The sequence below is a fragment of the Ralstonia edaphi genome (genome assembly GCF_958350185.1).
GTDB classification, from domain to species: domain Bacteria; phylum Pseudomonadota; class Gammaproteobacteria; order Burkholderiales; family Burkholderiaceae; genus Ralstonia; species Ralstonia edaphi.
This window is the reverse complement of record NZ_CATWHI010000002.1, coordinates 1,094,287-1,118,998: the sequence shown is the minus strand read 5'-3', so window position 1 is coordinate 1,118,998 and position 24,712 is coordinate 1,094,287. Positions and strand designations below refer to the sequence as shown.

The 24,712-nt window shown below is 64.5% G+C and carries 25 protein-coding genes and 1 pseudogene; 12 read left to right on the top strand and 14 right to left on the bottom strand.

Features of this window, described 5'->3' with window-relative positions:
* Positions 1–78 precede the first annotated feature (78 nt).
* The 10 genes and pseudogenes from R2669_RS10415 to R2669_RS10370 form a co-directional block, all read right to left on the bottom strand.
* Positions 79–525, bottom strand: a pseudogene (locus R2669_RS10415) (outer membrane lipoprotein); the annotation flags it as partial.
* A gap of 9 nt (positions 526–534) precedes the next feature.
* The gene (locus R2669_RS10410) at positions 535–1,470 is read right to left on the bottom strand and encodes a carbohydrate kinase family protein (protein ID WP_147214585.1); all 936 of its coding nucleotides are present in this window, start codon (positions 1,468–1,470) and stop codon (positions 535–537) included.
* Positions 1,471–1,562: 92 nt separating this feature from the next.
* Positions 1,563–2,063, bottom strand: coding sequence for a thiol peroxidase (gene tpx, locus R2669_RS10405; protein WP_004632960.1), 501 nt, complete (start codon positions 2,061–2,063; stop codon positions 1,563–1,565).
* Positions 2,064–2,184: 121 nt separating this feature from the next.
* The gene (locus R2669_RS10400) at positions 2,185–3,627 is read right to left on the bottom strand and encodes a DUF3426 domain-containing protein (RefSeq protein WP_316899952.1); all 1,443 of its coding nucleotides are present in this window, start codon (positions 3,625–3,627) and stop codon (positions 2,185–2,187) included.
* Positions 3,628–3,723: 96 nt separating this feature from the next.
* On the bottom strand, positions 3,724–4,620 hold the full coding sequence (gene prmA, locus R2669_RS10395) for a 50S ribosomal protein L11 methyltransferase (RefSeq protein WP_316899951.1): 897 nt from the start codon (positions 4,618–4,620) through the stop codon (positions 3,724–3,726).
* Positions 4,617–5,984, bottom strand: coding sequence for an acetyl-CoA carboxylase biotin carboxylase subunit (gene accC / locus R2669_RS10390; RefSeq protein ID WP_147214582.1), 1,368 nt, complete (start codon positions 5,982–5,984; stop codon positions 4,617–4,619). The genes prmA and accC overlap by 4 nt, the downstream gene beginning before the upstream one ends.
* 133 nt (positions 5,985–6,117) lie before the next feature.
* Positions 6,118–6,585 (bottom strand): acetyl-CoA carboxylase biotin carboxyl carrier protein, encoded by a 468-nt coding sequence (gene accB / locus R2669_RS10385; protein ID WP_027680361.1) that lies wholly within the window; start codon positions 6,583–6,585, stop codon positions 6,118–6,120.
* 139 nt (positions 6,586–6,724) lie between these two features.
* Entirely contained in the window at positions 6,725–7,192 is a 468-nt protein-coding gene (gene aroQ / locus R2669_RS10380) for a type II 3-dehydroquinate dehydratase (RefSeq protein ID WP_147214580.1), read from the bottom strand.
* Positions 7,193–7,375: 183 nt separating this feature from the next.
* On the bottom strand, positions 7,376–7,900 hold the full coding sequence (locus R2669_RS10375) for a TlpA family protein disulfide reductase (RefSeq protein ID WP_316899950.1): 525 nt from the start codon (positions 7,898–7,900) through the stop codon (positions 7,376–7,378).
* 68 nt (positions 7,901–7,968) lie between these two features.
* On the bottom strand, positions 7,969–8,643 hold the full coding sequence (locus R2669_RS10370) for a UDP-N-acetylmuramate--alanine ligase (protein ID WP_316899948.1): 675 nt from the start codon (positions 8,641–8,643) through the stop codon (positions 7,969–7,971).
* 78 nt (positions 8,644–8,721) lie between these two features.
* On the opposite strand from R2669_RS10370, the gene mpl reads away from it, so the two are divergent.
* From mpl to mtgA, 7 genes are all read left to right on the top strand, one after another.
* Complete coding sequence (gene mpl / locus R2669_RS10365; RefSeq protein WP_316899947.1) at positions 8,722–10,107, top strand: UDP-N-acetylmuramate:L-alanyl-gamma-D-glutamyl-meso-diaminopimelate ligase; 1,386 nt, start codon at positions 8,722–8,724, stop codon at positions 10,105–10,107.
* A gap of 6 nt (positions 10,108–10,113) precedes the next feature.
* Positions 10,114–10,737, top strand: coding sequence for a YqiA/YcfP family alpha/beta fold hydrolase (locus R2669_RS10360; protein WP_316899946.1), 624 nt, complete (start codon positions 10,114–10,116; stop codon positions 10,735–10,737).
* Positions 10,734–11,312, top strand: coding sequence for a chorismate--pyruvate lyase family protein (locus R2669_RS10355; RefSeq protein WP_316899944.1), 579 nt, complete (start codon positions 10,734–10,736; stop codon positions 11,310–11,312). The genes R2669_RS10360 and R2669_RS10355 overlap by 4 nt, the downstream gene beginning before the upstream one ends.
* A gap of 154 nt (positions 11,313–11,466) precedes the next feature.
* Positions 11,467–13,563, top strand: a complete 2,097-nt coding sequence (locus R2669_RS10350) for a ribonuclease catalytic domain-containing protein (RefSeq protein WP_316899942.1) — start codon at positions 11,467–11,469, stop codon at positions 13,561–13,563.
* A gap of 52 nt (positions 13,564–13,615) precedes the next feature.
* Positions 13,616–14,530, top strand: coding sequence for an energy transducer TonB family protein (locus tag R2669_RS10345; RefSeq protein WP_147214573.1), 915 nt, complete (start codon positions 13,616–13,618; stop codon positions 14,528–14,530).
* An 11-nt stretch (positions 14,531–14,541) separates the two neighbouring features.
* Positions 14,542–15,459, top strand: a complete 918-nt coding sequence (aroE, locus tag R2669_RS10340) for a shikimate dehydrogenase (RefSeq protein ID WP_147214572.1) — start codon at positions 14,542–14,544, stop codon at positions 15,457–15,459.
* A gap of 19 nt (positions 15,460–15,478) precedes the next feature.
* Entirely contained in the window at positions 15,479–16,183 is a 705-nt protein-coding gene (mtgA, locus tag R2669_RS10335) for a monofunctional biosynthetic peptidoglycan transglycosylase (RefSeq protein ID WP_316890081.1), read from the top strand.
* 3 nt (positions 16,184–16,186) lie between these two features.
* Here the strand turns inward: mtgA and corA are convergent, their stop codons facing one another.
* Positions 16,187–17,149 carry a magnesium/cobalt transporter CorA gene (corA, locus tag R2669_RS10330; protein ID WP_102066831.1) on the bottom strand — a complete coding sequence of 321 codons (963 nt, stop codon included), beginning with the start codon at positions 17,147–17,149 and terminating at the stop codon, positions 16,187–16,189.
* Positions 17,150–17,359: 210 nt separating this feature from the next.
* Here corA and pyrF point away from each other — a divergent pair, with 210 nt between their 5' ends.
* Complete coding sequence (gene pyrF / locus R2669_RS10325; protein ID WP_316899992.1) at positions 17,360–18,175, top strand: orotidine-5'-phosphate decarboxylase; 816 nt, start codon at positions 17,360–17,362, stop codon at positions 18,173–18,175.
* 40 nt (positions 18,176–18,215) lie between these two features.
* A complete protein-coding gene (locus tag R2669_RS10320; RefSeq protein WP_147214569.1) occupies positions 18,216–18,434 on the top strand; it encodes a metal transporter in 219 nt (72 codons plus the stop codon).
* A gap of 1 nt (position 18,435) precedes the next feature.
* Here the strand turns inward: R2669_RS10320 and R2669_RS10315 are convergent, their stop codons facing one another.
* From R2669_RS10315 to thiL, 3 genes are read right to left on the bottom strand one after another with little or no spacing between them, the layout of a single operon-like run.
* Positions 18,436–18,936 carry a CinA family protein gene (locus R2669_RS10315; protein ID WP_065859715.1) on the bottom strand — a complete coding sequence of 167 codons (501 nt, stop codon included), beginning with the start codon at positions 18,934–18,936 and terminating at the stop codon, positions 18,436–18,438.
* 32 nt (positions 18,937–18,968) lie between these two features.
* On the bottom strand, positions 18,969–19,547 hold the full coding sequence (locus R2669_RS10310; RefSeq protein ID WP_316890079.1) for a phosphatidylglycerophosphatase A family protein: 579 nt from the start codon (positions 19,545–19,547) through the stop codon (positions 18,969–18,971).
* The gene (gene thiL / locus R2669_RS10305; protein WP_316890078.1) at positions 19,544–20,629 is read right to left on the bottom strand and encodes a thiamine-phosphate kinase; all 1,086 of its coding nucleotides are present in this window, start codon (positions 20,627–20,629) and stop codon (positions 19,544–19,546) included. Before thiL ends, R2669_RS10310 begins: the two co-directional genes overlap by 4 nt.
* Before the next feature lie 161 nt (positions 20,630–20,790).
* Between thiL and R2669_RS10300 the strand changes: the two genes are divergently transcribed.
* The 3 genes from R2669_RS10300 (at position 20,791) to R2669_RS10290 (ending at position 24,658) form a co-directional block, all read left to right on the top strand.
* Positions 20,791–23,136 (top strand): NADP-dependent malic enzyme, encoded by a 2,346-nt coding sequence (locus tag R2669_RS10300; protein ID WP_147214566.1) that lies wholly within the window; start codon positions 20,791–20,793, stop codon positions 23,134–23,136.
* A gap of 470 nt (positions 23,137–23,606) precedes the next feature.
* Complete coding sequence (locus R2669_RS10295) at positions 23,607–24,038, top strand: ribonuclease (RefSeq protein WP_316899940.1); 432 nt, start codon at positions 23,607–23,609, stop codon at positions 24,036–24,038.
* Positions 24,035–24,658: a barstar family protein gene (locus tag R2669_RS10290; RefSeq protein WP_009241534.1), complete on the top strand. Its 624-nt coding sequence runs from the start codon at positions 24,035–24,037 to the stop codon at positions 24,656–24,658. Before R2669_RS10295 ends, R2669_RS10290 begins: the two co-directional genes overlap by 4 nt.
* Positions 24,659–24,712 lie beyond the last annotated feature (54 nt).

Genomic DNA, 24,712 nt, shown 5'->3' with positions numbered 1-24,712 from the left:
CCGCCCCCCCCCCCCCCCCCCCCCCCCGCCCCCCCCCCCCCCCCCCCCCCCCCCCGCCCCCCGCCCCCCCCCCCCCCCCCCGCCCGATGACAGCAGGCGCACGCGCTCGCCAGGACGGAACGCCTCGTCCGCGTCTTGCGTGATGGCGCGGTACTCGCCGTTGTCGAGCTTGACGGTGATTTCCAGGCCAGGCCGCTTGTTCATCTGACCTTCGAGCGCGCTGCCTGCGACGCCGCCGAGAATCGCACCGAGCACACCCGCCGCCACCGAGCCGTTGCCGCGCCCGATGGCTGCAGCCGAACCGATGCCGCCGATTGCGCCGCCGGCAATGGTGCCAACGCCGGTCTGCTCACGATCGATCACGACATTGCGCACGGAATCTACCGTACCGAAGCGCACGGTCTGCTCGCGCTGCGCCTGCCCTGAGGTGTAGGCGCTGTTGGAGTTGGTGCCCATGGCGCAGCCTTGCAGGCCAAGGGCGGCGACCAGCAGAGTCGCGGCGCCGATGCGATAGATGGGTTTCATGTTCGTTCCTTATTGATACCGGTACCCGAAAGCGGATTCAAAGCGTCGCGCAATCTCGTCGACGGGCAGGCCGTGATTCTGCGGGCCTTGGCAAGCGATCTTGAGTGAGCCCATCAGGCTGGCGAGGCGGCCGGTGGTATCCCAGTCCAGGCCGTTCTCGATGCCGTAGAGCAGGCCGCCGCGGAAGGCGTCGCCGCATCCGGTTGGGTCGACCACACGTTCGGCCGGCACGACCGGAATAGTGTACTGCTTGCCGCCGGCGTAAATCTCCGCCCCTTCTTCCCCGCGCGTGACGATGTAAGCCTCGACGCGCTGCGCAAGTTCTGCCGCACTGTAGCCCGTGCGTGACAGCATGACCTGCGCTTCGTAGTCATTGACCACCACGTAGCTGGCGAGTTCAACGAAGTGGCGGAGGTCGGCGCCGTCAAACAGCGGCATTGCCTGGCCCAAATCAAAGATGAAAGGCACGCCCGATTCGGCAAATTGGGTGGCGTGGTGCAGCATGCCTTCGCGGCTGTCGGGGCCCACGAGGCCGAGCCGGGCCGGCAGCGCATTCTTGACCGAATTGATGCTCGAATGGCTCATCGCGCCTGGGTGGAAGGCGGTGATCTGGTTGTTGTCGCGGTCGGTCGTGATCATCGCTTGCGCGGTGAACGTGTCCGGCACCTCCGTGATATGCGCCGTCGAGATGCCGAGCTTTTTCAGGTAGTCCAGGTAGGGGCCTGCGTCCTGGCCGACCGTGCCCATGATGATGGGCTCGCCGCCGAGCATCTTCAGCGTGTAAGCGATGTTGCCTGCGCAGCCACCGAACTCCCGGCGCATGGTCGGCACCAGAAAGGAGACGTTCAGGATGTGGATCTTGTCGGGCAGGATGTGTTCGCGGAAGTGTCCGTCGAACGTCATGATGGTGTCGTAGGCAACCGAGCCGCAGATCACGCTGGCCATATTGAAGCACTCCAGATATGACACGGCCGCCCAGTGGACGGCCGTGTGATGAACAAGAGACCGGAAGTCGGTCTCGATGCAGTCAGTTCAGCTTACTTCAGCGCAGCCAGGGCCGCGTCGTAGTTCGGCTCGTCCTTGATCTCGGGCACGAGTTGCGAGTACAGGACGGTGTCGTCGGCGTCGAGCACGACGACGGCGCGGGCGGTCACGCCAGCCAGCGGGCCCGACGTGATGTCGACGCCGTAGGCTTGCTTGAAACCCTTGTCGCGGAAGGTCGACAGCGGCTTCACATTCGCGATGCCTTCGGTGGTGCAGAAGCGGCCGGCTGCGAACGGCAGGTCGGCAGAGATGGACAGCACGACCGTGTTGTCCAGCTTGGCGGCGGCTTCGTTGAACTTGCGCGTGGAGGTGGCGCACACCGGGGTGTCCAGGCTCGGCACGATGTTCAGAACCTTGCGCTTGCCGGCAAAGTCGGCGAGCGAGACGTCCTTCAGGTCTGCGCCGACCAGCGTGAATGCGGGGGCCTTCGAGCCTGCGGTCGGGAATTGGCCGCCGACTTCGATCGGGTTGCCGCCAAGGGTCACGTTTGCCATGGTGTTACTCCTTCCTTTGATGCGTGTTGGGGAAAAGCCGCTAACAAGACTCTCCTGGCGTCTGCATCGGCACGCCGGGCCGGCAGGTTCTTGTTAGCGGCTCTAAGCCAGGGGTGAAAATTCAGGGGTAAAAAATCAGGACCCGGTAATTGGCCGTCGGGCGCTGGGACTGGAATCGTACCCGAATCGGTAGTTCGGCGCGGGCGGGCAGCCCTGACTTGCTGTATGCACTGTCGCTCGGGTTGAGGTAGTCGCTGGGCAGCAGCGCGCGGCGCGAGAGCAGCTGGTCCTGCAGATCGGTCGTGACCAGTTCGATGGCGGGCAGGGCGATGGGGCCGCCGGCGCGGTTGCGCAGCGTCGCGGTCAACACGTACTGGTCGGACGCGTCGCCTTCTTGCCGCTGCAGTTGCGACGATTCGATCTGCAGTGCATCGAGGTCACGCGGTGGCGCAATCGTGCAATGCAACGGCTGGCACAGGGCTTCCAACATCGGGCGTGTGGACGGCGCGCGTCGGGCGATCTCGGCGCGAGCGAGGAAGAGCAGTTGCGCCACCGCCAGCGCTGTCAGCAAACCAATCGCGACGCGCGCGAAGGCACGGCGTCCGGTCGTTTTGCGCGCCTGCTCGCGGGCCTGTGCGGCACGCAGAAAATCCAGCGTCGCGGCAGAGACACCGTGATTCGGCCCACGCACCTTGCGCGGACGCGGCGCGCCAGTCAGCGTGCGCTGCGGCGTCGGGCCGGTCGGCTCGGATTGCGCGCGACGTGCCTGACCATGGCGGCGCCGCACCGGCGCAAAAAGCGTATGCGGATCGGTTTCGTGACGCATCCAGACCGAATCGTGCTTCTCGGTCTCAAGCTTTGCAGGGGCCGAGACCGCTGCCACCGCGGGGCTCGTCGCTGCCGGAGCCGCCGCGGGCGCGATGGCTGGTTCCACCGGCAAGTCTGCCGACGGCTGCTTGGGGACAGCCGCCGCGAACGCGTCTTCCTCGTCGTCGAGGTCGCGGATGGGTGGCAGGCCGTGGAATGGATCGGCGGGCGGCGCGGACGGTTCTGGCGCTCGTGTTTGCTGCGCTGGTTCAGCGGCGGGATCGACAGCGTGCTCGATTGGCGCTTCGTCCGGTAGCGGACGCGTGTCGGGTGCGGTCGATTGCACGTCGGGCGCAGGTGTTGCTCCTTCAACTTCGCCCAGATGAACTTCCGCGATGCCTTCATCGGGAACGTCTTCTTCCCAGATCAGCGTCATGCCGAAGCCGTGGTCGTCCTCTGCAGCGGGAGGTGCTGCGGGCGCTTCGGGTTCAGGGGCGACGGGCGGCGCAAGTGGCGCTACGCGAGCGGCGGGTTCGGGCGATTGCGGAAGCTGCGGTGCTTCGGGGGCCGGTGCCGCAGGCGTGGCTATGGCGCCCAATTCGATCAGATGATCGCGGCCATCGAAGACGTGATTGCAGCGCCCACAACGGACGAGACCGCCGCGCAGACGAAGCTGATCGGCGACAACGCGGAATGCGGTTTGACAGTTGGGACAGCGGGCCGCCAAACGTGGCGCAGCTTGTGGCGCAGTTGCCATGCGGGACGAGGAGAAAAAAGCCGACCGCGCGAGTATTGCAGACAGCGGCGCCAGCGTCGACCTTTGCAGGCGACACCGGCGCGCGATGCGGTGAAATTACGCGGGCTTCACACCATGCAGGCAGACCCAGCCGTCACGTGCACGCCACACCGTGAGCGGAATGGCCGAGGCATACGCGGCCGCGACCTCTTCTGCCTGGCGCTCGAGCACGCCTGACAGAATCAACCGGCCGCCCGGACGGACGCGCGCGCACAGCATGGCCGCCATCAGCTTGAGCGGATTCGACAGGATGTTGGCGACGACGAGATCAAACGTGCCTTCCGGTGCGTCGTCGGGCAACGCAAACGCGGCTTCGACGTGGTTGCGCTCGGCGTTGTAGCGCGAGGCTTCGACCGCATTCGGATCGATGTCGACGCCGACGGTTTCTCCGGCGCCGAGCTTCTTGGCGACGATGGCCAGAATGCCCGAGCCGCAGCCGTAGTCGAGTGTGCGCTCGCCGGCTTGCACGTGCTGCTCCAGCCATTCCATGCACAGGCGCGTTGTCGGGTGGCTGCCCGTGCCGAACGCGAGCCCCGGATCCAATTCCAGCACCACGGCGTCGGGTTCCGGCGCATCGTGCCAGGACGGCACGACCCAGATGTGCTCACCAATATGGATGGGCTCGAACTGCGATTGCGTCACGCGCACCCAGTCCTGCTCTTCGACTTCGCGCACGGTGTACGCAGGGAGCGGCGAGAGGTTGATCTCGTTAGCTGCGGCTGCCACCAGCAATGCCGGATCGGCATCGTCGGCGAGCAGTGCAACCACGCGCGAGCGGTTCCACGCCAGCCGTGTCGGTTCGTGGCCAGGCTCGCCAAAGAGCGGTTGCTCTTCAGGCGTGTCGGCATCGGCGTCTTCCACCGAGACCGACAGCGCGCCGAGATCAAACAGGGCTTCGGACAACGCTTCGGCGTCGTCGCGCGCCACTTCGAGCACGCATTCCCGGTACGTCACTTGCCGCCACCCTTGGCCACTTCCTGTTGCGCCAGACGGTGCTCCAGGTAGTGGATGTCGGTGCCGCCTTCAACGAAGTTGGCGTCGAGCATCAGGTCGCGGTGCAGCGGCACGTTGGTCTGGATGCCTTCCACCACCATTTCCGACAGGGCGATGCGCATGCGGGCAATCGCTTGCTCGCGCGTGGCGCCGTACGTGATGACCTTGCCGATCATCGAGTCGTAGTTGGGCGGCACGAAGTAGCCGTTGTAGGCGTGCGAATCCACACGAACGCCCGGGCCACCCGGCACATGCCACGACGTGATGCGGCCCGGCGACGGCGTGAACTTGAACGGATCTTCCGCGTTGATGCGGCACTCGATGGCGTGGCCCTTGAGCACGATGTCCTTCTGGCGGAAGCGCAGCTTTTCGCCGGCCGCCACGCGGATCTGCTCCTGCACGATGTCGACGCCCGTGATCATCTCCGTCACCGGGTGTTCGACTTGCACGCGCGTGTTCATTTCGATGAAGTAGAACTCGCCGTTCTCGTACAGGAATTCGAACGTGCCGGCGCCGCGGTAGCCGATCTTCTTGCAGGCCTCGGCGCAGCGGTCGCCAATGCGCTCGATCAGGCGGCGCGGAATGTGCGGTGCCGGCGCTTCCTCGATCACCTTCTGGTGGCGGCGCTGCATGGAGCAATCGCGCTCGCCCAGCCAGATGGCGTTGCGGTGCTGGTCGGCCAGAACCTGGATCTCCACGTGGCGCGGATGCTCCAGGAACTTCTCCATATAGACTTCCGGATTGCCGAAGGCGCGGCCGGCTTCTTCGCGCGTCATGTTGACGGCATTGATCAGTGCGGCCTCGGTGTGCACCACGCGCATGCCACGGCCACCGCCGCCGCCAGCTGCCTTGATGATCACCGGATAGCCGACCTTCTTGGCCGTTGCCAGGATTTCCTTCGGGTCTTCCGACAGGGCGCCTTCCGAGCCCGGCACGCACGGCACGCCGGACTTGATCATCGCTTGCTTGGCCGAGACCTTGTCGCCCATCAGGCGGATCGATTCGGGCGTCGGGCCGATGAAGGTGAAGCCGGATTGCTCCACACGCTCGGCAAAGTCGGCGTTTTCCGACAGGAAGCCGTAGCCGGGGTGGATGGCCTGGGCGTCGGTCACCTCGGCGGCCGAGATGATGGCCGGCATGTTGAGGTACGACAGCGGCGACGGTGCGGGGCCGATACACACGGCTTCGTCGGCCAGCTTGACGTATTTGGCTTCCTTGTCCGCCTCGGAATAGACCACCACGGTCTTGATGCCGAGTTCGCGGCAGGCGCGCTGGATGCGAAGAGCGATCTCGCCGCGATTCGCGATCAGGATCTTGTCGAACATCGTGTTCTCGCTACAAAAAGGAGAGGCGAGGGCGCTGTGGCCGGGCTGCGCTCAGTGGCAGCCCTGGTGCGCCGGCTCGCGCTCGGATGCGGCACGCTGTGCGCCGCACGATGAGGGGGCAGATGCCGGAGGATCAGCCGATCACGAACAGCGGCTGGCCGTATTCCACCGCCTGGCCGTTTTCGATCAGGATTTCCTTGATCACGCCGGCCTTGTCCGCTTCGATCTCGTTGAGCAGCTTCATCGCTTCGATGATGCAGATCGTCTGGCCTTCCTTGACGGTGTCGCCCACCTTGACGAACTCCGCTGCGCCCGGCGACGGCGAGCGATAGAACGTACCGACCATCGGCGACGTCACGATGTGGCCGGCCGGCAGGGCGGGCGACGCTGCTTCGGCGCCGACGGCGGCCGGCGCTGCTGCGGCGGGCGCGCTGACAGCCGGTGCGGCCTGCATCTGCATCGGCGCATATTGCATCGGGGCCACCACTTGCGGCGCCGACTTGACGATGCGGACCTTGCCTTCGCCTTCGGTCACTTCGAGTTCCGAAATGCCCGATTCGGCCACCAGGTCGATCAGCGTTTTCAGCTTGCGCAAATCCATGAACGTTCTCCTGCAGCGTCGGCGGTCTGGGCGGTCGATGCGCGCGAATGGCTCTTCAGCGCATCGGTCAAAGGCGCTCCAGGCGCTGGCGTCGTTGCGTTGGTTAAGTGGTTGAAAATAAAAGGAAGTAGACGGCTGATCAGCCGCCGTGTTGATCGATTGCGAAATCCAGCGCCGCCAGATAGCCGCGCCAGCCCAGTCCGCAAATCACGCCCACCGCCTGGTCTGCCAGATACGAGTGATGGCGGAACGGCTCACGACGATGCACGTTGGACAGATGGACTTCGATATACGGGATCACCACGCCGGCCAGCGCATCGCGCAGCGCCACGCTGGTGTGCGTGTAGGCGGCCGGATTGATGATGATGAATTCAACGCCTTCGCTCTTGGCAGCGTGGATGCGGTCCACCAGCGCGCCTTCATGGTTCGACTGGAAATGCGCCAGCGTCACACCGCGCGCAGTGGCGCGTTCAACCAAGGCAGCATTGATGTCGGCGAGCGTGGTTGCACCGTAGACTTCCGGCTCGCGCGTCCCCAGCAAATTGAGGTTCGGGCCGTGCAGTACGAGCACGTTGCGAAGCGCTTTGGCGATGGGTTTATCAGCCACGGTTTGGACCGGTTGAGCGAAGTTGGGCGCAATTTACAGCAACTTAGAATGCTTTGTCTAGTTTTTGCTGAAAAACTCTCAACAAATCGGTGTTTTCACCGATCTTGTGTGTCACCTCTACGCTTTTGCCGAAGAAGAAGGGGAGTTACGTGCACATGAACGTCATATGACGTTTTTCCATATTCACGTGCGCTGCAGGGCTTCTCGCAGTTCGTCGGCATGCACCCGGCCCATCTTCCGGAAAGTGATTTCGCCTTGTGAATTAAGGATCACAGTAAACGGAAGTCCGCCCACCTCGTTGCCGAACTGCCGGCCCAGTTCCGTCCCGCCAAACCCCGCCACGGCGACAGGGTATGTGACGTGGACCTTGCTCAGGAACGTCTGGATATTGGCGGCTGAGTCAATACCGATGCCCACGAACTTTGCTTTTGCCTTTTGCTCCTGCGCGAGCGCAGACAGCTCCGGCATTTCCTCCACGCAAGGACCGCACCACGGTGCCCAGAAATTGATCACTACCGGGTGGCCGCGAAACGCTGCCAGATCCAGCGGCGCGCCATTGGCGTCCGGGAGCTTGCTGCCGTAGAACGCGGCGACGGCATTGTCGGCTGGCGTCTTGGGCGCGGTAGCGCGATGCCCGAAATAGACGCCCGCGGCCGCGGCAACGAGGCCTGCGATCAACAAAGCGGTCAAAGTGGTACGGCGCGACATGGTTCTGCGGAGGTCTCTCTATATATAGACAGAGGCGGAGCGTGCGGGATTGTACTCCTGTCGGCGGATCACCCCTGCGACAGGAGGGCGCGCACCGCCGCCGCGTCGCCGCGTTGGGTCTTGCCGGTGGCGTCCGCGCGGCGCGCGCCGCGCACATCGTTCATGTCATATAGGGCGATATGGACGCCGACCGGCGTGCCCGTTTCAGCGCGCAACTCACGCGCCAAGTCGCGGGATTCGGGCCCGGCCGGCCACTGGCCGCGCCACAGGAAGCTGAGCGTTTCCACCTCGTCGCGGCCGGCGAAGTGAGCGCTCTCTGTTGTATCGAAATCCACGCCCGCATTGAGCAGGAAGATTGCCACGTCTTTCGGGCTGTCGCAGAAGACTTGCAGGTGGATGTCGGAATGCTCGCTGGCGGTGCCGTTAAAGACCGCGCCAGCGAGGTACGGGTTATGGACTGCCAGCCCCTCCATCAGCAGCAGGGCGATACGGCGCAGCAACGTCAGCACGCGCGGCTGCGATTCTGCCTGGAACAGCGCTTGGTATTCGCGGACTTCGGTTTCGACCTGTTCGTTGTCCGGTAGCCATTCGCCAGGCGTGCGCGATTCCGTGCCGAGCACCTGGCGGGCCGCCTTGCGCTTGGCCGTGGCGTAGTCGGCGCCGTCTTCCGCGATCATGCGGGCGGCGGTGATGGCGATTTCCTCCCGCACGCGGGCGGGGTCGAGGGTGGGGCGTTTGGACATGGCTCTATTTTACTGAAGCGCGCGGACCCGCCTGAAGCCGCAGGTACAATGCGGCGCTACGAAGTTGAGATGGCACCCATGCATATCCACATCCTTGGAATCTGCGGCACCTTCATGGGCGGGATTGCCCTGATCGCCCGTCAGGCCGGTCACCGCGTCACTGGCTGCGACGCCAACGTCTACCCGCCGATGAGCACCCAGCTTGAGGCTCAGGGTATCGAACTGATTGAAGGATTCGACCCGGAACAGCTGTCCATCGGCGCCGACCTTTACGTGATCGGCAACGTGATCTCCCGTGGCAATCCGTTGATGGAAGCCATCCTGGATCGCAATCTGCCCTACATTTCCGGCCCGCAATGGCTGGGCGACAACGTACTGCGCCAGAAATGGGTGCTTGCCGTAGCCGGCACGCACGGCAAGACGACCACCACGTCGATGCTTGCCTGGATATTGCAGGACGCCGGCTATAACCCCGGCTTCCTGGTTGGCGGGGTGCCGCGCAACTTCGGCTTGTCCGCGCGGCTGACTGAATCCGACTTCTTCGTCATCGAGGCCGACGAGTACGACACGGCCTTCTTCGACAAGCGCAGCAAGTTCGTCCATTACCGTCCTCGCACGGCCATCTTGAACAATCTGGAGTTCGATCACGCCGACATCTTCCCCGATCTCGCCGCGATTGAAACCCAGTTCCACCACTTGGTGCGTACCGTGCCCGGCCAGGGGCGGTTGCTCGTCAATGGTCGCGAAGACAGTCTCACCCGCGTACTTGAGCGCGGATGCTGGTCCGAAGTCGAGCGATTCGGCGCAGAAGACGGCGAGGGCTGGAAAATCGCCAATCTGGGCGAGGACGATAGCTTTGATGTTGTTTTTTCCGGGCAAGCGCAGGGTCGCGTCCGTTGGGCACTGCAGGGCGACCACAACCGTATGAACGCCGTCGCTGCCATCGCCGCTGCACGCCACGTCGGTGTGCCGCCCGCACAAGCCATTGAGAGCCTGGCCCGTTTCGAAAATGTGAAACGCCGGATGGAAGTGCGCGGCACGGTCAACGGCGTCACGGTCTACGACGATTTCGCTCATCACCCCACGGCCATTCGCACCACGATCGAAGGCCTGCGCCGTCGCGTCGGCAAAGGTCGCATTCTGGCCGTGCTGGAGCCGCGTTCCAACACCATGAAGCTCGGTGTGATGAAGCAAGCGCTTCCCGAGAGTCTGTCCGGCGCGGACCAGATCTTTGCTTACGGCGCCGCCAGCGGCCGCGACGCCATCGGCTGGGATTTGGCTGGCGCGTTGGCGCCTTTGGGCGCGCGTGCAAACACGTTCTCTGACCTGACCGCTTTGGTGGACGCTGTCACCGCTGCGGCCCGCCCGGGCGACCATGTGCTGGTCATGAGCAATGGCGGCTTCGGGGGCGTCCATCAAAAACTGCTCGACGCACTCGCAAAACAGGCCAACGCCGCGAATTGAGTCGATATGCCGGCATCCATCGTCTATCTGCACGGATTCCGTTCGTCGCCGCGCTCGTTCAAGGCGCAGTTGCTGGGCCAGCGAATGGCTTCGGTCGGGCTGGCGGGTCGGTACGTTTGCCCGGCATTGCCCGTCTCGCCGCGCCAGGCGATGGCGGAAACCGAGGCGCTGATTGCCGAGTTGAGCGCGCGTGAAGGCGCGCAACCGGTGCTCATTGGCTCGTCGCTGGGAGGCTTTTATGCGACCTGGCTGGCGGAGCGCCACGGGCTCCGGGCGGCGATGCTCAATCCGGCCACCCGCCCGGAGCGGGATCTCGCCAAATATGTCGGGGAACAGCCGCTGTGGCACGGCGGCGGCACGATCCGCGTCGAGCCGCACCATCTGGACGAGCTGCGCGCGCTCGCCGTGCCTGCTATCACGCAGCCCGAGCGTTATTACCTGCTCGCAACGACGGGCGACGAGGTGCTCGACTACCGCGAAATGCTGGCTCACTTTCCGGGAGCGGCCACGCGCGTCATCGACGGCAGCGACCACGGTATCAGCGATTTTGCGCAGTACATGGACGAAGTGCTCGTCTTTTGCGGTATTCCTGCAGAGTTGCTGGCCGCACACCCCTTCGACGCCGCATGACCGATTCGCCGTCGTATCCGCGTAGCCTGTGGCGCAGCGCGCTGCCCCCGGCTGTCGTTTATGACCGGCATTGGGCGCGTTGGGCCCTGGGTGCGGACTCGCTAACGGCACGTCTTCGTGCGGCATCGTCGCGCTTTCGCGTGCAATTGCTCGGTCAGCAACGCGCGATGCCGTTACGCGACGAGTGGCGTTGCCTGGGCATGTCGCGCGCCGCCGAGACGCTGGTGCGCGAAGTTCTGCTGATCTGCGACGAGATTCCGGTGGTGTATGCCCACACCATCGTCCATCCGCGCAGCGTGGCGCTCGACTGGCCGTTCCTCAAAGCGCTCGGGACGCAGCCGCTGGGGCATTCTCTGTTTGCCGATCCGCGTGTGCAGCGCGGGGACTTCGAATTCGCCTTGCTGGATGCGCGCCACCCGCTGGTGCGCCGCGCGCACGACGCGCTGGGCGATGCGCCTGTCGCCGGCACGTCACGGCTGCCGGCCCGCCGGTCAGTGTTCCGGCGCGGGGCAAGCGCGATGCTCGTGACGGAGGTTTTCCTACCCGCGCTGGCTGACTTCCACCCGCCGCGGTAAGCGTATTTTCGCGGGCCGGGCGGCGGGCCAGTGCGGTATCATCGCCCCCAACTTTTGATCGCCGCGCGTGACGTTGTAACGTCGGGCGGCGCGGCCATTCCACCTCATTCAAAGTGACGCTCGCTCGTGCGAGTGCCGCAATCCATACAAATCCATGCAGTTGCTGTTTGAAGAAGGCGGCGAGATCCGCGCGGGCACCGTCTTGTCCCAACAGGGCGAGGCCTATCAGGTCGAGTTGCCGAGCGCCAAGCGCACCAAGGTCAAGTCGCGCGACGTGTTGCTGCAATTCGCGCAGCCGTCCGCCGGCGAGTTGTCGCAGGCCGCCCAGGCGCTGTCGGCAGAGATCGACCTGGACTTCCTCTGGGAATGCGCTTCGACTGAAGAATTCGGCTTTACCGATCTGGCCGGTGAGTATTTTGGCGCCGGCGCCAATGCCACCCAGCAAGCCGCGCTGGCGATCGCGCTGCACGGCTCACCGATCTACTTCCGCCGCAAGGGCCGCGGCCGCTATCAGCGCGCGCCCGAAGATCAGCTGAAGGCCGCGCTTGCAGGTTTGGAGCGCAAGAAGCAGCAAGCCGCCCTGCAGGCCGAGTACGAAGCCGAGCTGAAGGCGATGCGCCTGCCGGAGGCCTTCCGCGGCAAGACGCTGCAGCTGCTGTTCAAGCCGGACAAGAACAGCCTCGAATACAAGGCGCTCGATGCGGCGTGCACCGCGCTGGGCCTGTCGCCGATGCGCCTGATGGTGGCGGTCGGCGGCATCGCCAACGCCCGCGCGCTGCACGAGGCCCGCTTCCTCTCGGAGTGCTTCCCGAAGGGCACCGGCTTCCCGGACGTGACCGTGCCGGAACCGGCGATGGAGCTGCCGGCCGCCGACGTGCGCGCCTTCTCGATCGACGACGTGACTACCACGGAAATCGACGACGCCATCTCCGTCGCGCCCATTGATGACGCCACCGTGCGCATCGGCATCCATATTGCCGCGCCGGGCTTCGGCATCCAGCGTAGCGACCCGTTGGACGTGATTGCCCGTCAGCGTTTGTCGACCGTGTATTTCCCCGGCGACAAGATCACGATGCTGCCGGAGTCGGTGGTCGATCGTTACACGCTGCAGGAAGGGCGCGCGTGCCCAGCGCTGTCGCTGTATGTGACGGTCGACCGCGCCACGTGGGCGGTCACCGCCAGTGAGACGCGCTGCGAATCGGTGACCGTGGCGGCCAACCTGCGCCACAACCTGCTCGACGATGTGATCACCGCCGACGCGCTCGCCGATGGCTCGGGCGACTATCCGTTCAAGGCTGAACTGGCGGTGCTGTGGCCCTTTGTGTGCGCCTTGTATGACGGCCGTCAGCAGGCCCGCATCGCCAGCGGCCTGAAGCCCGAGGGGGCGCAGAAGGGCGATTATTCGTTCTACATCGATCCGATTCCCGAGGCGGAAGGCGGTGGCGAGCGCGTGCGGATCGAACAGCGCAAACGCGGCTCGCCGCTGGACAAGATCGTGGCCGAGCTGATGATCCTGGCCAACAGCACGTGGGGCCGCATGCTGGCTGACGCCGGTGTGCCCGGCATCTACCGCACGCAGAAGGCGTGGGGCATGCACCGCACGCGCATGCAGACGTATCCGGCGCCGCACGAAGGTCTGGGCGTGGCGCAGTACGCGTGGAGTACCTCGCCGCTGCGTCGCTATGTCGATCTGGTCAACCAGTGGCAGATCGCAGCGGTGGCGCAGCACGGCGTGACGGCCAAGCTGATCGCGCCGTTCAAGCCCAAAGATGCCGACCTGCTGGCCGCCGTGGCCGACTTCGAAGCCACTTACGCCGCCTACGCCGACCACCAGTCGACCATGGAGCGCTACTGGTGCCTGCGCTGGCTCAAGCAGGAGAACCGCACGCGCATGCAGGCCGTGGTGCTCAAGGAAGGCGCCGTGCGTTTCGCCGACATTCCGCTGGTGACGAAGGTGCCCGAGCTGGCGCAAACGGCGCGCGGCACGCATGTCGTGCTCGATATCCTGGAGACCGATGAGATCAGCCTGGAAGTGTCGTGCCGCGTGGTCGAGATTCTCGCCCCGGCTGCGGACGCCCAAGCTGAAGCCGAAGCCATTGAAGCAGAACTGGCCGAGGCAGAGACAGAAGCTGAGGTGCCGGCTGAACCACAACCCGCCGCCGATGGGGAAGAAGCGCGTGCAGAAGCCGACGCTGCTGTGGCGCCGCCGCCTCAGGGCGGCGAGAGCGGTGGAACGCCCGCCGCCGCCTAACTACAATCGCAGTCTGACCTTCATTCTTCGCGCATCGACCAGGAAATACGCCATGGCCGCCCTCGCAAACCGTCCGGACTGGTCCGGCAGCAGCACGCTCACCAAGGCACTGGTCGTGTCGCTGGCCGTGCATGTTCTGCTCTTGTTCGTACGCGTCGTGGCTCCGGAGGCGTTCGATATCAAGCGCGAAGATCCGGGCCTCGATGTGGTGCTGGTCAATGCCAAGTCATCGACGGCCCCGTCCAAGGCGACGGCCGTGGCGCAGGTCAACCTGAACGGCGGCGGCGAATACGACCAGCAGCGCGCCACCACGCCGCTGCCCGCCGACACCAATGAGCAGACCGGCGACGCCATCAAGCTCACGCAGCGCCGCGTCGAATATCTCGAGCAGGAGCAGCGCCGCCTGCTTACGCAATCGACCGAGCGTGCGCCGCTGGTCAACGATCGTCAGGTCAAGCCCGGCGAGCGCCCGCAGCCGTCGCCCACCAACGGCACCGACGATCGCACCACGCAAGACGAAATCGCCCGCCTGCAAGCCGAGATCGACCGCAACCTCGAAAACTACGCCAAGCGCCCGCGCCGTAATGTGCTGACGGCCGCCAGCGCGCGCCAAGTCGATTACGCCCGCTACTACGATGCCGTGCGCCGCAAGATCGAAGCCCGCGGCACCGCAAACTTTCCCAGTCAGAACGGCCGCCCGCTGTACGGCGAACTGATCGTCGTGATCAGCATCAACCGCGAAGGCCAGCTCGGCTACAACCAGGACGGCTACAAGATCGAAGGCATCGAGATCGCAAAAAGCTCGGGCAACCCCGCGCTGGATCGCCAGGCTGTAGCCATCGTGCGTTCGTCTTCACCGTTTGGCGCCTTCCCGGCCGAGATGCGCAAGCGCGTCGACATCCAGGATGTGGTTGCCACGTTCAAGTTCACCCGTGCAGGCCTGGAAACCCACCTGCAGACCCGCTGATTTCGTCGTCCATGCCGTCGTCGTTTCAAGAGGCCATCCTCGCCGCTGCGAGCGCGCCGCCCACAGATCGTTATGGCGTGATCGGCAACCCGATCGCGCACAGCAAGTCGCCCATCATCCACGCCGCGTTTGCGCAGCAGACGGGGCAGCTCATCCGCTACGACCGCATCTACGCCGAGCTGATCGCGTTTGACGAAACCGTGATGACCTTCGTGCGCGAAGGCGGGCGCGGGCTCAACGTGACCGTGCCGTTCAAGCTCGATGCATATGCCATGTCGACGTCGCTGTCGCTGCGGGCGGAATCGGCCGGCGCGGTCAACACGCTGAAGTTCGACGGCGAAGAGATTTTTGGCGACAACACCGACGGCGTCGGCCTGATGCGCGACATCACCCACAACATCGGCAACTCGTTTGAAGGCGAACGCGTGCTGCTGTTGGGCGCGGGCGGCGCGGCGCGTGGCGTGCTACTGCCGCTGCTCGAACACAAGCCCGCGCGCGTGTTCATTGCCAACCGCACGGCCGATCGGGCCAACAAGCTGGTGGACCGCTTCGAGGTTTCGGCCAAGCTGCACGAGGTCGAACTCGTGGGCGGCGGCTATGACGAGCTTGCTGCGGACGACGTTTTCGACGTCATCATCAACGCTACCGCGAGCAGCCTGCAGGCCGAGGTGCCGCCGATTCCGACCACCGTGTTCGGCCCCAACGCCCTGGCCTACGACATGATGTACGGTCCGCGCCCGACGGTGTTCATGGAGTTCGCCCGGCGCAACGGCGCCCGCGCATGGGACGGTCTGGGCATGCTGGTGGAGCAGGCGGCGGAATCGTTCTTCGTCTGGCGCGACGTGCGCCCGGACACCGCTCCGGTGCTGCTCGCCATGCGCGAGGGGCTGCAGGGCGAAGCCGCGGTTGCGGCGCGTGCGCCTCGCTGAACCTGAGCGAAGGCCTGCGATGATGCGTTGGTTCGGCTACGTGATCGGCTGCTTCGTGGCGGGCGTGGTCGCGCTCAACCTGTACTTTTTTGCCGCCATCGCGAGCTGGCAGTTCTTCGATCCGTCGTCCACCAGCTTCATGCGCGCCGAGCGCATGCGCCTGTGCGGTGCCAATGTCTTCACCTGCAAGGTCGACCACCGCTGGGTCAATTACGACCAGATCTCGCGCAACCTCAAACGCGCGGTCATCGCCAGCGAAGACGCCGATTTCGTCTCGCACAGCGGCTGGGAGGTCGACGCCATGCTCGATGCGTGGGAGAAGAACAAGCGGCGCGGCCACGTGGTCGCGGGCGGTTCGACCATCACGCAGCAGTTGGCCAAGAACCTGTTCCTCTCGGGCGAACGCCACTACCTGCGTAAGGGCGAAGAGCTGGTCATCACGTGGATGCTCGAGTTCTGGCTCGACAAGGAGCGCATTCTCGAGATCTATCTGAACTCGGTGGAATGGGGCGAGGGCGTGTTCGGCGCGGAAGCGGCGGCGCAGCATTACTTCAAACGCCCGGCCTCGCAACTTACGGTAGGCCAGGCTGCGCGCCTGGCTGCGGCGCTGCCCGCACCGAAGTGCTTCGACAAGAAGAGCTATTGCGCCAACGTGCACGTGAACTTCACGCGCAAGGCAACCATCATCGCCAACCGGATGGGCTCGGCGACGCTTCCCGACTGACGCTCAGTTCAACCAGCCCTTGCGACGGAAATAGATGAGCGGAATGGCCGCCGACACGATCATCAGACCGATCGCATAGGGGTAGCCTTCAGCCCAGTCCAGCTCCGGCATCACCTTGAAGTTCATGCCGTAGATCGAGGCGATCAGCGTGGGCGGCATCAGCGCCACCGACACCACCGAGAACAGCTTGATGATTTTGTTCTGGTTGATGTTGATGAAGCCGACCGTGGCATCCATCAGGAAGTTGACCTTGTCCGACAGGAACGCGGTGTGGTTCTCGATGGAATCGATGTCGCGCAGCACCTGGCGCGCTTCGTCCTGCTGGTCGGCCGAGAGCAACTGGCTGCGCAACAGGAAGGACACCGCGCGGCGCGTATCCATCACGTTGCGGCGGATCCGGCCGTTCAAGTCTTCCACGCGGGCGATGATCTCCAGCACATCGGCCGCGGCGGCATCGGTCACCTCATCGGCCAGCACGCGTTTGCTGGCATCTTCGAGGCGTTCGTAGACTTCTTCGATGGAGTCCGCTGAGTATTCTGCGTCGGTGGCGTACAGATCCATCAGCACATCTTTGGCGTTGCGCACCGAGCCCGGGCGCAGCCGCGCACGCATGCGCACCAGCCGGAACGCGGGGAGATCTTCGTCGTGGATGGAGAAGAGCACATCCTTGGTCAGCACGAAGGCCACGCGCACGTTGCGGGAGGTCGTTTCTTCGTCGAGCAGGAAATCGGTGCGGATGTGGATGTGGCCGTCTTCGCCTTCAAAGTAGCGGGCGGATGCTTCCAGGTCCCCTAATTGCTCCAGCTCCGGAAGGACCACGCCATAGGCTTCCTTGATCCAAGCCAGTTCTTCGTCGTCGGGGTCGATCACGTCGATCCAGATCGGCTTGTGCTGCAGCAGTTCGCTGCGTTCTTCGACCTGTTCCTGCGCGAGACGGCCTTTTTGCACGACGAACAGGTTGATCATGGGGTGTTTCCTTGAAGCAGGCGTTGAACGGGCAGCGAAAAATCGCGCCGAGTGTAGCCTAAAGAAGCGACGGGTTCAGCCACAAACGGCGGCTCGGCGCGCACGCGTGGGGCCGACGCCACGTCTGGAAGATGCCGCCACCGGGCCGCCCGACGGGTAAAATGCAGGCAAGTCATGCGGCCATCCGGCCGCCTTCACATTCCCGACACCATGCGATTTACCGAACAACTCGCTGCCGCCTGGCAACGCAACAACTCCCTGCTGTGCGTTGGCCTCGATCCTGACCCGGCACGCCTGCCGGCATCGCTGACCGGCACGGGCGGAGCAATCTTCTCGTTCTGCCGCGCCATTGTGGACGCCACCGCCGATCTGGTCTGCGCCTTCAAGCCGCAGATCGCCTACTTCGCCTCGCAGCGCGCCGAAGACCAGCTCGAACAGCTCATCAACTACATCCACGAAGCCTATCCGGGCATCCCCGTCATTCTCGACGCCAAGCGCGGCGATATCGGCTCGACCGCCGAGCACTACGCCAAGGAAGCCTTCGAGCGCTACCAGGCTGATGCCATCACCGTCAGCCCGTACATGGGTTTCGACTCGATGCAGCCGTATCTGGCGCATGCCGACAAGGGCGTCATCGTGCTGTGCCGCACCTCCAACGCCGGCGGCAGCGATGTGCAGTTCCTCGAAACTGACGGCCGCCCCGTCTACCAGGTCGTGGCGGAACGTGCGCGCGACGTGTGGAACACCAGCGGCCAGATGGGCCTGGTGGTGGGCGCGACGTTCCCGGAAGAGATTGCCAAGGTGCGGGAGATTGTCGGCGACATGCCGCTGCTGATTCCGGGCGTCGGCGCCCAGGGCGGCGACATCGAAGCCACGGTGCGCGCCGGCCGCACGGCTGACGGCACGGGCATGATGATCAACTCGTCGCGGGCGATTCTCTACGCCAGCACCGACAGTGATTTCGCTGATGCGGCCCGCCGCGTGGCCGAGACCACGCGCAACCAGATCAACCAGTTCCGCAACTGATCGGCGCTGTCGGTCCGGTTGCGGCGAGAGTGAGGACATCATGACCACGCAACCGCACCGCCCCGCCGCCGGCACGCATCGGGAAGAGACGGGTAAGGATCCGGACCGCAAGCTCGAGAAAGAGCGCGACGACACCCACCAGCACGAGACGACGCGCCGCGATCATGATCGCGACCGTCGCCACGAGCACGACCACGAGCACCAGCCGGAACACGATCACGGAGATCGTCGCCGGCCGGATCATCCCAGCGAAATCTAGATCAGGACTCCGCCGAGTCGAGGAAGTCGAGCAGGCCGCGCAGTGCGTGCTCGGCAGCCTGCAGGCGGACCTGCTTGCGGTCGCCTTTGAAGTGGCGCGTTTCCACGCGGGTTTGCAGGCGGTTGCTCCAGCCAAAGCAGACCATGCCGACGGGCTTGTCGGGCGTGCCACCGGTCGGGCCCGCGACGCCAGTAATCGCCACCGCCACCTGCGCGCGGCTGTTGAGCACCGCGCCCTCGGCCATGGCGTGCGCCACCGGTTCGCTCACGGCGCCATGTTCGCGGATCAGCGCCGCCGGCACGCCCAACATCTGCGATTTCGCTTCGTTGGAATAGACGACGAAGCCGCGCTCGAACCACGCGGACGACCCCGATACGTCGGTAATGGCGGCGGACACCAACCCGCCTGTGCACGATTCGGCGGACGCCATCATCAGGCTGCGCTTGTTCAGCGTGTCAGCAACGAGTTCGGCCAGTTGGGCCAGCGCGCGGGATTCAGCCATTGCGGTACCTTTGAAGCTTCGGTCGTCAAACGTCAAAACGAGCGCCACAGCGCGAACACGAGCAGCGTGTAGAACGCCGCCAGAATGTCGTCGACCATCACGCCGTAGCCGCCGCGCACGCCAAAGCCTTTGAGCGAGCGGTCGTAGTAGCGAATGGGCGCTGGCTTGACCATGTCGAAGAAGCGGAACCACAGGAACGCGGCGAATTGCCCGCCCAGCGTGGTTGGCGTGACGAAGGCCAGCACGATCCAAAACGCCACCATTTCGTCCCACACCATGGCGCCGTGGTCTGCCACGCCCAGGTCGCGCGCGGTGCGGGTGCATGCCCAGATGCCGATCACGAAGCCGACCGCCGCGATCAGCAGCCAAGTCGGCCCCGAGATCCACCGAGCAAACACAACGTAGATCAGCCACGCGTACAGGGTGCCGACCGTGCCCGGCAGGATGGGAGAGAGGCCCGAGCCGAAGCCAAGCGCGAGGATCCGCGCCGGATGACCGAACATGAAGCGCGCCGTGGGGCGGCGTACCTGTACGGTCTGGCCCGCTTCGAGCACGACAGTGTCAGGCTGGCCCGGCGGATTGGATGGCGGGAAGGGAGCGGAAGACATCATGAGGCGGAAGAAAAATGGTCGAAGCTGCCGTGCGTGAAGATAATCGGCGCGCCTTTGGCATCGATGAGTCGCAAGCCGGTTTCGCCGTCGATGCGGCCGATGCGCGTCACGGCCACACCCGCACGCTTGCCGGCGGCGATCACAGCGTCGCGCGCATCGGCAGGCGCAGTGAAGCAAAGTTCGTAGTCGTCGCCGCCGGCCAGCGTGCACTGCAGCTGAAGCGCCTGCGACTGCGCGGCGAGGGTCGCCGAGCGCGGGACATCGTCCACCGCGATCGTCGCTCCGACGCGCGATTGCGCGAGGATGTGGCCAAGATCGCCCAACAAGCCGTCAGATACATCGAGCGCCGCCCGGGCGATACCGCGCAACGCCAGGCCGAGTGCGACACGCGGCGTGGGCATGTCCATGCGCGGCTGCACCTGTGCGAGGGCTTCCGGCGTGAGCGGCCACTCGTTACGCAATGCGCCCAGTGCCAGTCGCGCGTCGCCGACGGTACCCGAAACCCAGATGTCATCGCCGGGGCCGGCGGCGTCGCGACGTAGTGCCGTAGCGGCGGGAACGTCGCCGAAGACGGTCAGGCTGAGGGTGAGCGGCCCCCGTGTAGTGTCGCCGCCGATCAGTTCGCAGCGAAACGCATCGGCCAAGGCGAGCAAGCCTTCGGAAAACGGTTTGAGCCACGCCGCATCGGCCTGGGGCAATGCCACGGCGAGCGTAAAGGCGCGGGGCTCGGCGCCCATCGCTGCCAGGTCAGAGAGGTTGACAGCGAGCGCCTTATGGCCAAGTGCGCGCGGCTCCGCATGTGGAAAGAAGTGACGGCCGGCGACCAGCATGTCGGTGGAGATCGCCAATTCGTGCCCCGGGCGCGGCGCAAGCAGGGCGCAGTCGTCGCCCACGCCCAACGTCGCTTTCGAGGTCGGCCGCGTGAAATAACGGCGGATCAGACCAAATTCGGACAGATTGTCCGCCGGATCGCCGAAGTTGGAGGGGTGGACGGGTTTAGACACGGCAGCGGCGATGGAAGAATATGGGGCAAGCCCGATGGTGCCGTGACAGGACGGTGGAATATTGTAGCGAATGCGCATGGCACTCCCACCCAAAATCCCGTTGTGAGATCGCTTTTCACTATATAAAATGACGGGCCCAAGGAGGCGGACCGTATTCCCGTGGCGCTCGTGAGGGTATCCCGGTGGCCCGCTAGATGCGACGGCCGGCGTGCGCGCTGGCCACCCGATACGAGAGACCCATGACCACGGTGGATTCCCAGCCTCAGCAGCCCGCCCGCACGGATGAAGAACTCAAGGCGCAGCAGCGCGCCGCCTTGCGCAAGGCCGCGCTGGAGTACCACGAGTTTCCGACCCCGGGCAAGATTTCCGTCACGCCGACCAAGCCGCTGTCGAATCAGCGCGACTTGGCCCTGGCATATTCGCCCGGCGTTGCCGCCGCCTGCGAAGAGATCGTCGAAGACGTTGCGAACTCGTTCCGCTACACCGCACGCGGCAACCTTGTCGGCGTGGTGACCAACGGCACGGCGGTGCTCGGCCTGGGCGACATCGGCCCGGAAGCCTCGAAGCCGGTCATGGAAGGCAAGGCAGGCCTCTTCAAGAAATTTGCCGGTATCGATGTGTTTGACATCGAGATCAACGAAAAAGACCCCCAGAAGCTGGTCGATATCATCGCCTCGCTGGAGCCGACCTTCGGCGGCATCAACCTGGAAGACATCAAGGCGCCGGAATGCTTCTTCGTCGAGCGCGAACTGCGCAAGCGCATGAAGATTCCCGTCTTCCACGATGACCAGCACGGCACCGCCATCGTCGTGGGCGCAGGTATCACGAATGCACTGAAGGTCGTCGGCAAGGACATCAAGAAGGTCAAGCTGGTGGCTTCGGGCGCGGGCGCTGCGGCGCTGGCCTGCCTCGACCTGCTGGTCGATCTGGGCCTGCCGCGCGAAAACATCTGGGTGACGGACCTGGCGGGCGTGGTCTACGAAGGCCGTACCGAACTGATGGACCCGGACAAGGCGCACTTCGCACAGAAGACCGATCTGCGTACGCTGGCCGAAGTCATCGACGGCGCCGACATTTTCCTGGGGCTGTCCGCCGCCGGGGTGCTCAAGCAGGACATGGTCAAGCGGATGGCCGACAAGCCGATCATCTTCGCGCTGGCCAACCCGAACCCGGAAATCCTGCCGGAGCTCGCCAAGGAAGTGCGCCCCGACGTCATCATGGGCACCGGCCGCACGGACTACCCCAACCAGGTCAACAACGTCCTGTGCTTCCCGTTCATCTTCCGCGGGGCGCTGGACGTGGGCGCGACCACCATCACGCGTGAGATGGAAGTTGCCGCCGTGCACGCTGTGGCTGAACTGGCGCGCCAGGAGCAAAGCGACATCGTGGCTTCCGCCTACGGCATCCAGGATCTGTCGTTCGGCCCCGAATACCTGATCCCGAAGCCCTTCGACCCGCGCCTGATCGTCAAGATCGCGCCGGCCGTGGCGCAGGCAGCCATGCTTTCGGGCGTGGCGCAGCGTCCGATCGAAGACATGGACGCCTACCGCCAGCATCTGCAGCAGTTCGTCTACCACTCCGGCACGCTGATGAAGCCGATCTTCTCGGCCGCCCGCAAGGTTCCGATGGAGAACAAGCGCATCGTCTTTGCCGAAGGCGAAGAAGAGCGCGTCCTGCGCGCGGTGCAGATCGTCGTGGACGAAAAGCTCGCCAGCCCGATCCTGATCGGCCGCCCGAGCGTGATCGCCCATCGCATCGAGCGTTTCGGCCTGCGCCTGCGCGAGGGTGTGGATTTCACCGTGGTCAACCCCGAACACGACCAGCGCTTCCGCGACTACTGGGAGACGTACTACAAGCTGATGGCGCGCAAGGGCGTGACGCCGCAATACGCGAAGCTCGAATTGCGCCGCCGTTCGACGCTGATCGGCGCTGTCATGATCCACAAGGGCGAAGCCGACGGCATGATTTGCGGTACGGTCAGCAACACCGCCGCCCACCTGCGCTATATCGACCAGGTCATTGGCGGCACGAACTGCGTGTACGCCGCCATGAACGGCCTGGTTCTGCCAGGGCGCCAGATCTTCCTCACGGACACACACGTCAACGTCGATCCGACCGCGGAGCAGCTCGCCGAGATCACCATCATGGCTGCCGAGGAACTGTGCCGCTTTGGCATCAAGCCGAAAGTTGCGCTGATGTCGCACTCCAACTTCGGCTCCTCGGAAGCGCCTTCCGCCGTCAAGATGCGCGAAACTTTGGCCATTCTGCGCGAACGTGCGCCGACCCTGGAGGTGGATGGCGAGATGCACGGCGATGCGGCGCTCGACGAAAAGCTCCGCGACTCGCTGGTGCCGGATTCGACCCTGAAGGGCGAAGCGAACCTGTTGGTCATGCCCAACATCGACGCTGCCAACATCGCCTACAACCTGCTGAAGACGGCGGCTGGCAACAACATCGCCATCGGCCCGATCCTGCTGGGCGCGAAGAAGCCGGTGCATATCCTCACGCCGTCGGCTACCGTGCGACGCATCCTTAACATGACGGCTCTGACCGTGGTGGATGCTGCTGCACAGGCGCAACGCTGATCGCCCTGCACCAGAAAAGGGAGCGCACGATGCTGCGCTCCCTTTTTTTGCTCTGTAAGTGTGCGTGCGCTTACATTCAAACAAACTCAATATTGATGTGGAAAAACCCTTCAGACTTTTACCGTCGGTTGATTGTTGTCATCGATGAGCGTACCCTTACGGGCTGAAGGGGTGCTTCTGAGCACATGAGGTCCGAACAGGGCCAGACGGGTTCAAAAAAGCGGTTTTCCGTACACACGTCTAGCCGGTTTGCCTTATTTGGTGCGCGCAATGGGTAGGTTTTTGCAGGCGGAAGGATTCCCCAAGTCTTCGGCAGTCGCCCGACTTGTCATTCCCTGCCAGGCCTCTCACGCATTGAGCCGCTTCGCTTTCAGCTGCAAATCGGCTGTCCGGATCACTATTGGGCGGCCACCTGCGCTTGTGACCTGCGCCGTGCTCCGGCTGGCGCGATTCTCCCGTTAGGCCTGCTGATGACAAAGCGACTTGGAGCGTGGATCGGCCGCTCCGTATCCCAGGCGATGGCGCATGGCGCGCTGGCGGCGACGCTTGCATTGTCGGTGGCCGGCTTGCCGACCAATGCGGCCGCTCGGGACACCGCCGGCATGGCTGCCGCCGTGGGAACCATTCGCCCGGCAGACCTGCCCAATGAGGCGCAGCGCACGCTGGCACTGATCGAGCAGGGTGGTCCGTTCCCCTATGCAAAAGATGGCACCACGTTCGGCAACTATGAACGGCGTTTGCCGGCGCAGCGGCGCGGCTATTACCACGAGTACACCGTGAAGACGCGAGGGGCTCGCAACCGCGGCGCCCGACGCATCATCTGCGGCGGCGATCAGCAAGCGGCCAACGACTGCTACTACACGGAAGATCACTACAACAGTTTTCAACGGATACAGCGATGACGACCAACATGTTTGGGCTGGACGACTCGCTCACCGCACGCGATGAGCGCGTGGCCCGCGAGGCGTGGCACAAGGCGCAAAATCTGTACGACGGTGTGGTCGGGATGCAAGCCCTGGGCGCACGCGTCGGGGGGGCGGCCAAGTTGCCTCAAAGCGCACCGCAGAACATCATGACGCAGGACAACACTCAGACGGACGACGATGGAGGTCGCGAAGACGCCATGAACCTGTTCAAGACGGTGCGTCCGAATATCGTGCAGTCGATCCGCGCGTTCCGCGTGGCGGATCTGGCCGAGTCGGCGGCCAGCCTTGGCCAGCATTTCCTGTACGCCAACTGCGCGGCGGCGACGACCAAGAGTGAAGTGCTCGACGTGATTGCGCGCGAGTTTCTGTTCCCGAAGCATTTCGGCAAGAACTTCGATGCCCTGGCCGACTGCCTGACCGACATGATCTACAAGGCCGGCCCGCAACCGGGTTTTGTGATCGTGCTCGAGGGTCTGCCGTGCCAGCCCAAGTTCGATAAGGAAGCGCGTGAAGTGTTGTTGGACGTCTTCCGCGACGCGGCCGAATTCTGGGCCGAGCGCAAGGTTCAGTTCCGCGTGTTCTATTCGTTCGCTTGAAGGTGCTCCGGCGCCGATCATCGATCTTCGGCATTGGAATGGAAAAGCCCGCAC

Excerpts from the sequence above, each read along its gene's own strand:
- R2669_RS10410 (WP_147214585.1), bottom strand. The coding sequence starts at position 1,470 with ATGGCCAGCGTGATCTGCGGCTCGGTTGCCTACGACACCATCATGACG.
- tpx (WP_004632960.1), bottom strand. The coding sequence starts at position 2,063 with ATGGCAAACGTGACCCTTGGCGGCAACCCGATCGAAGTCGGCGGCCAA.
- R2669_RS10400 (WP_316899952.1), bottom strand. The coding sequence starts at position 3,627 with ATGGCAACTGCGCCACAAGCTGCGCCACGTTTGGCGGCCCGCTGTCCC.
- accC (WP_147214582.1), bottom strand. The coding sequence starts at position 5,984 with ATGTTCGACAAGATCCTGATCGCGAATCGCGGCGAGATCGCTCTTCGC.
- accB (WP_027680361.1), bottom strand. The coding sequence starts at position 6,585 with ATGGATTTGCGCAAGCTGAAAACGCTGATCGACCTGGTGGCCGAATCG.
- R2669_RS10375 (WP_316899950.1), bottom strand. The coding sequence starts at position 7,900 with ATGTCGCGCCGTACCACTTTGACCGCTTTGTTGATCGCAGGCCTCGTT.
- R2669_RS10370 (WP_316899948.1), bottom strand. The coding sequence starts at position 8,643 with ATGTCCAAACGCCCCACCCTCGACCCCGCCCGCGTGCGGGAGGAAATC.
- mpl (WP_316899947.1), top strand. The coding sequence starts at position 8,722 with ATGCATATCCACATCCTTGGAATCTGCGGCACCTTCATGGGCGGGATT.
- R2669_RS10360 (WP_316899946.1), top strand. The coding sequence starts at position 10,114 with ATGCCGGCATCCATCGTCTATCTGCACGGATTCCGTTCGTCGCCGCGC.
- R2669_RS10355 (WP_316899944.1), top strand. The coding sequence starts at position 10,734 with ATGACCGATTCGCCGTCGTATCCGCGTAGCCTGTGGCGCAGCGCGCTG.
- R2669_RS10350 (WP_316899942.1), top strand. The coding sequence starts at position 11,467 with ATGCAGTTGCTGTTTGAAGAAGGCGGCGAGATCCGCGCGGGCACCGTC.
- R2669_RS10345 (WP_147214573.1), top strand. The coding sequence starts at position 13,616 with ATGGCCGCCCTCGCAAACCGTCCGGACTGGTCCGGCAGCAGCACGCTC.
- aroE (WP_147214572.1), top strand. The coding sequence starts at position 14,542 with ATGCCGTCGTCGTTTCAAGAGGCCATCCTCGCCGCTGCGAGCGCGCCG.
- mtgA (WP_316890081.1), top strand. The coding sequence starts at position 15,479 with ATGATGCGTTGGTTCGGCTACGTGATCGGCTGCTTCGTGGCGGGCGTG.
- corA (WP_102066831.1), bottom strand. The coding sequence starts at position 17,149 with ATGATCAACCTGTTCGTCGTGCAAAAAGGCCGTCTCGCGCAGGAACAG.
- pyrF (WP_316899992.1), top strand. The coding sequence starts at position 17,360 with ATGCGATTTACCGAACAACTCGCTGCCGCCTGGCAACGCAACAACTCC.
- R2669_RS10320 (WP_147214569.1), top strand. The coding sequence starts at position 18,216 with ATGACCACGCAACCGCACCGCCCCGCCGCCGGCACGCATCGGGAAGAG.
- R2669_RS10315 (WP_065859715.1), bottom strand. The coding sequence starts at position 18,936 with ATGGCTGAATCCCGCGCGCTGGCCCAACTGGCCGAACTCGTTGCTGAC.
- R2669_RS10310 (WP_316890079.1), bottom strand. The coding sequence starts at position 19,547 with ATGATGTCTTCCGCTCCCTTCCCGCCATCCAATCCGCCGGGCCAGCCT.
- thiL (WP_316890078.1), bottom strand. The coding sequence starts at position 20,629 with ATGCGCATTCGCTACAATATTCCACCGTCCTGTCACGGCACCATCGGG.
- R2669_RS10300 (WP_147214566.1), top strand. The coding sequence starts at position 20,791 with ATGACCACGGTGGATTCCCAGCCTCAGCAGCCCGCCCGCACGGATGAA.
- R2669_RS10295 (WP_316899940.1), top strand. The coding sequence starts at position 23,607 with ATGACAAAGCGACTTGGAGCGTGGATCGGCCGCTCCGTATCCCAGGCG.
- R2669_RS10290 (WP_009241534.1), top strand. The coding sequence starts at position 24,035 with ATGACGACCAACATGTTTGGGCTGGACGACTCGCTCACCGCACGCGAT.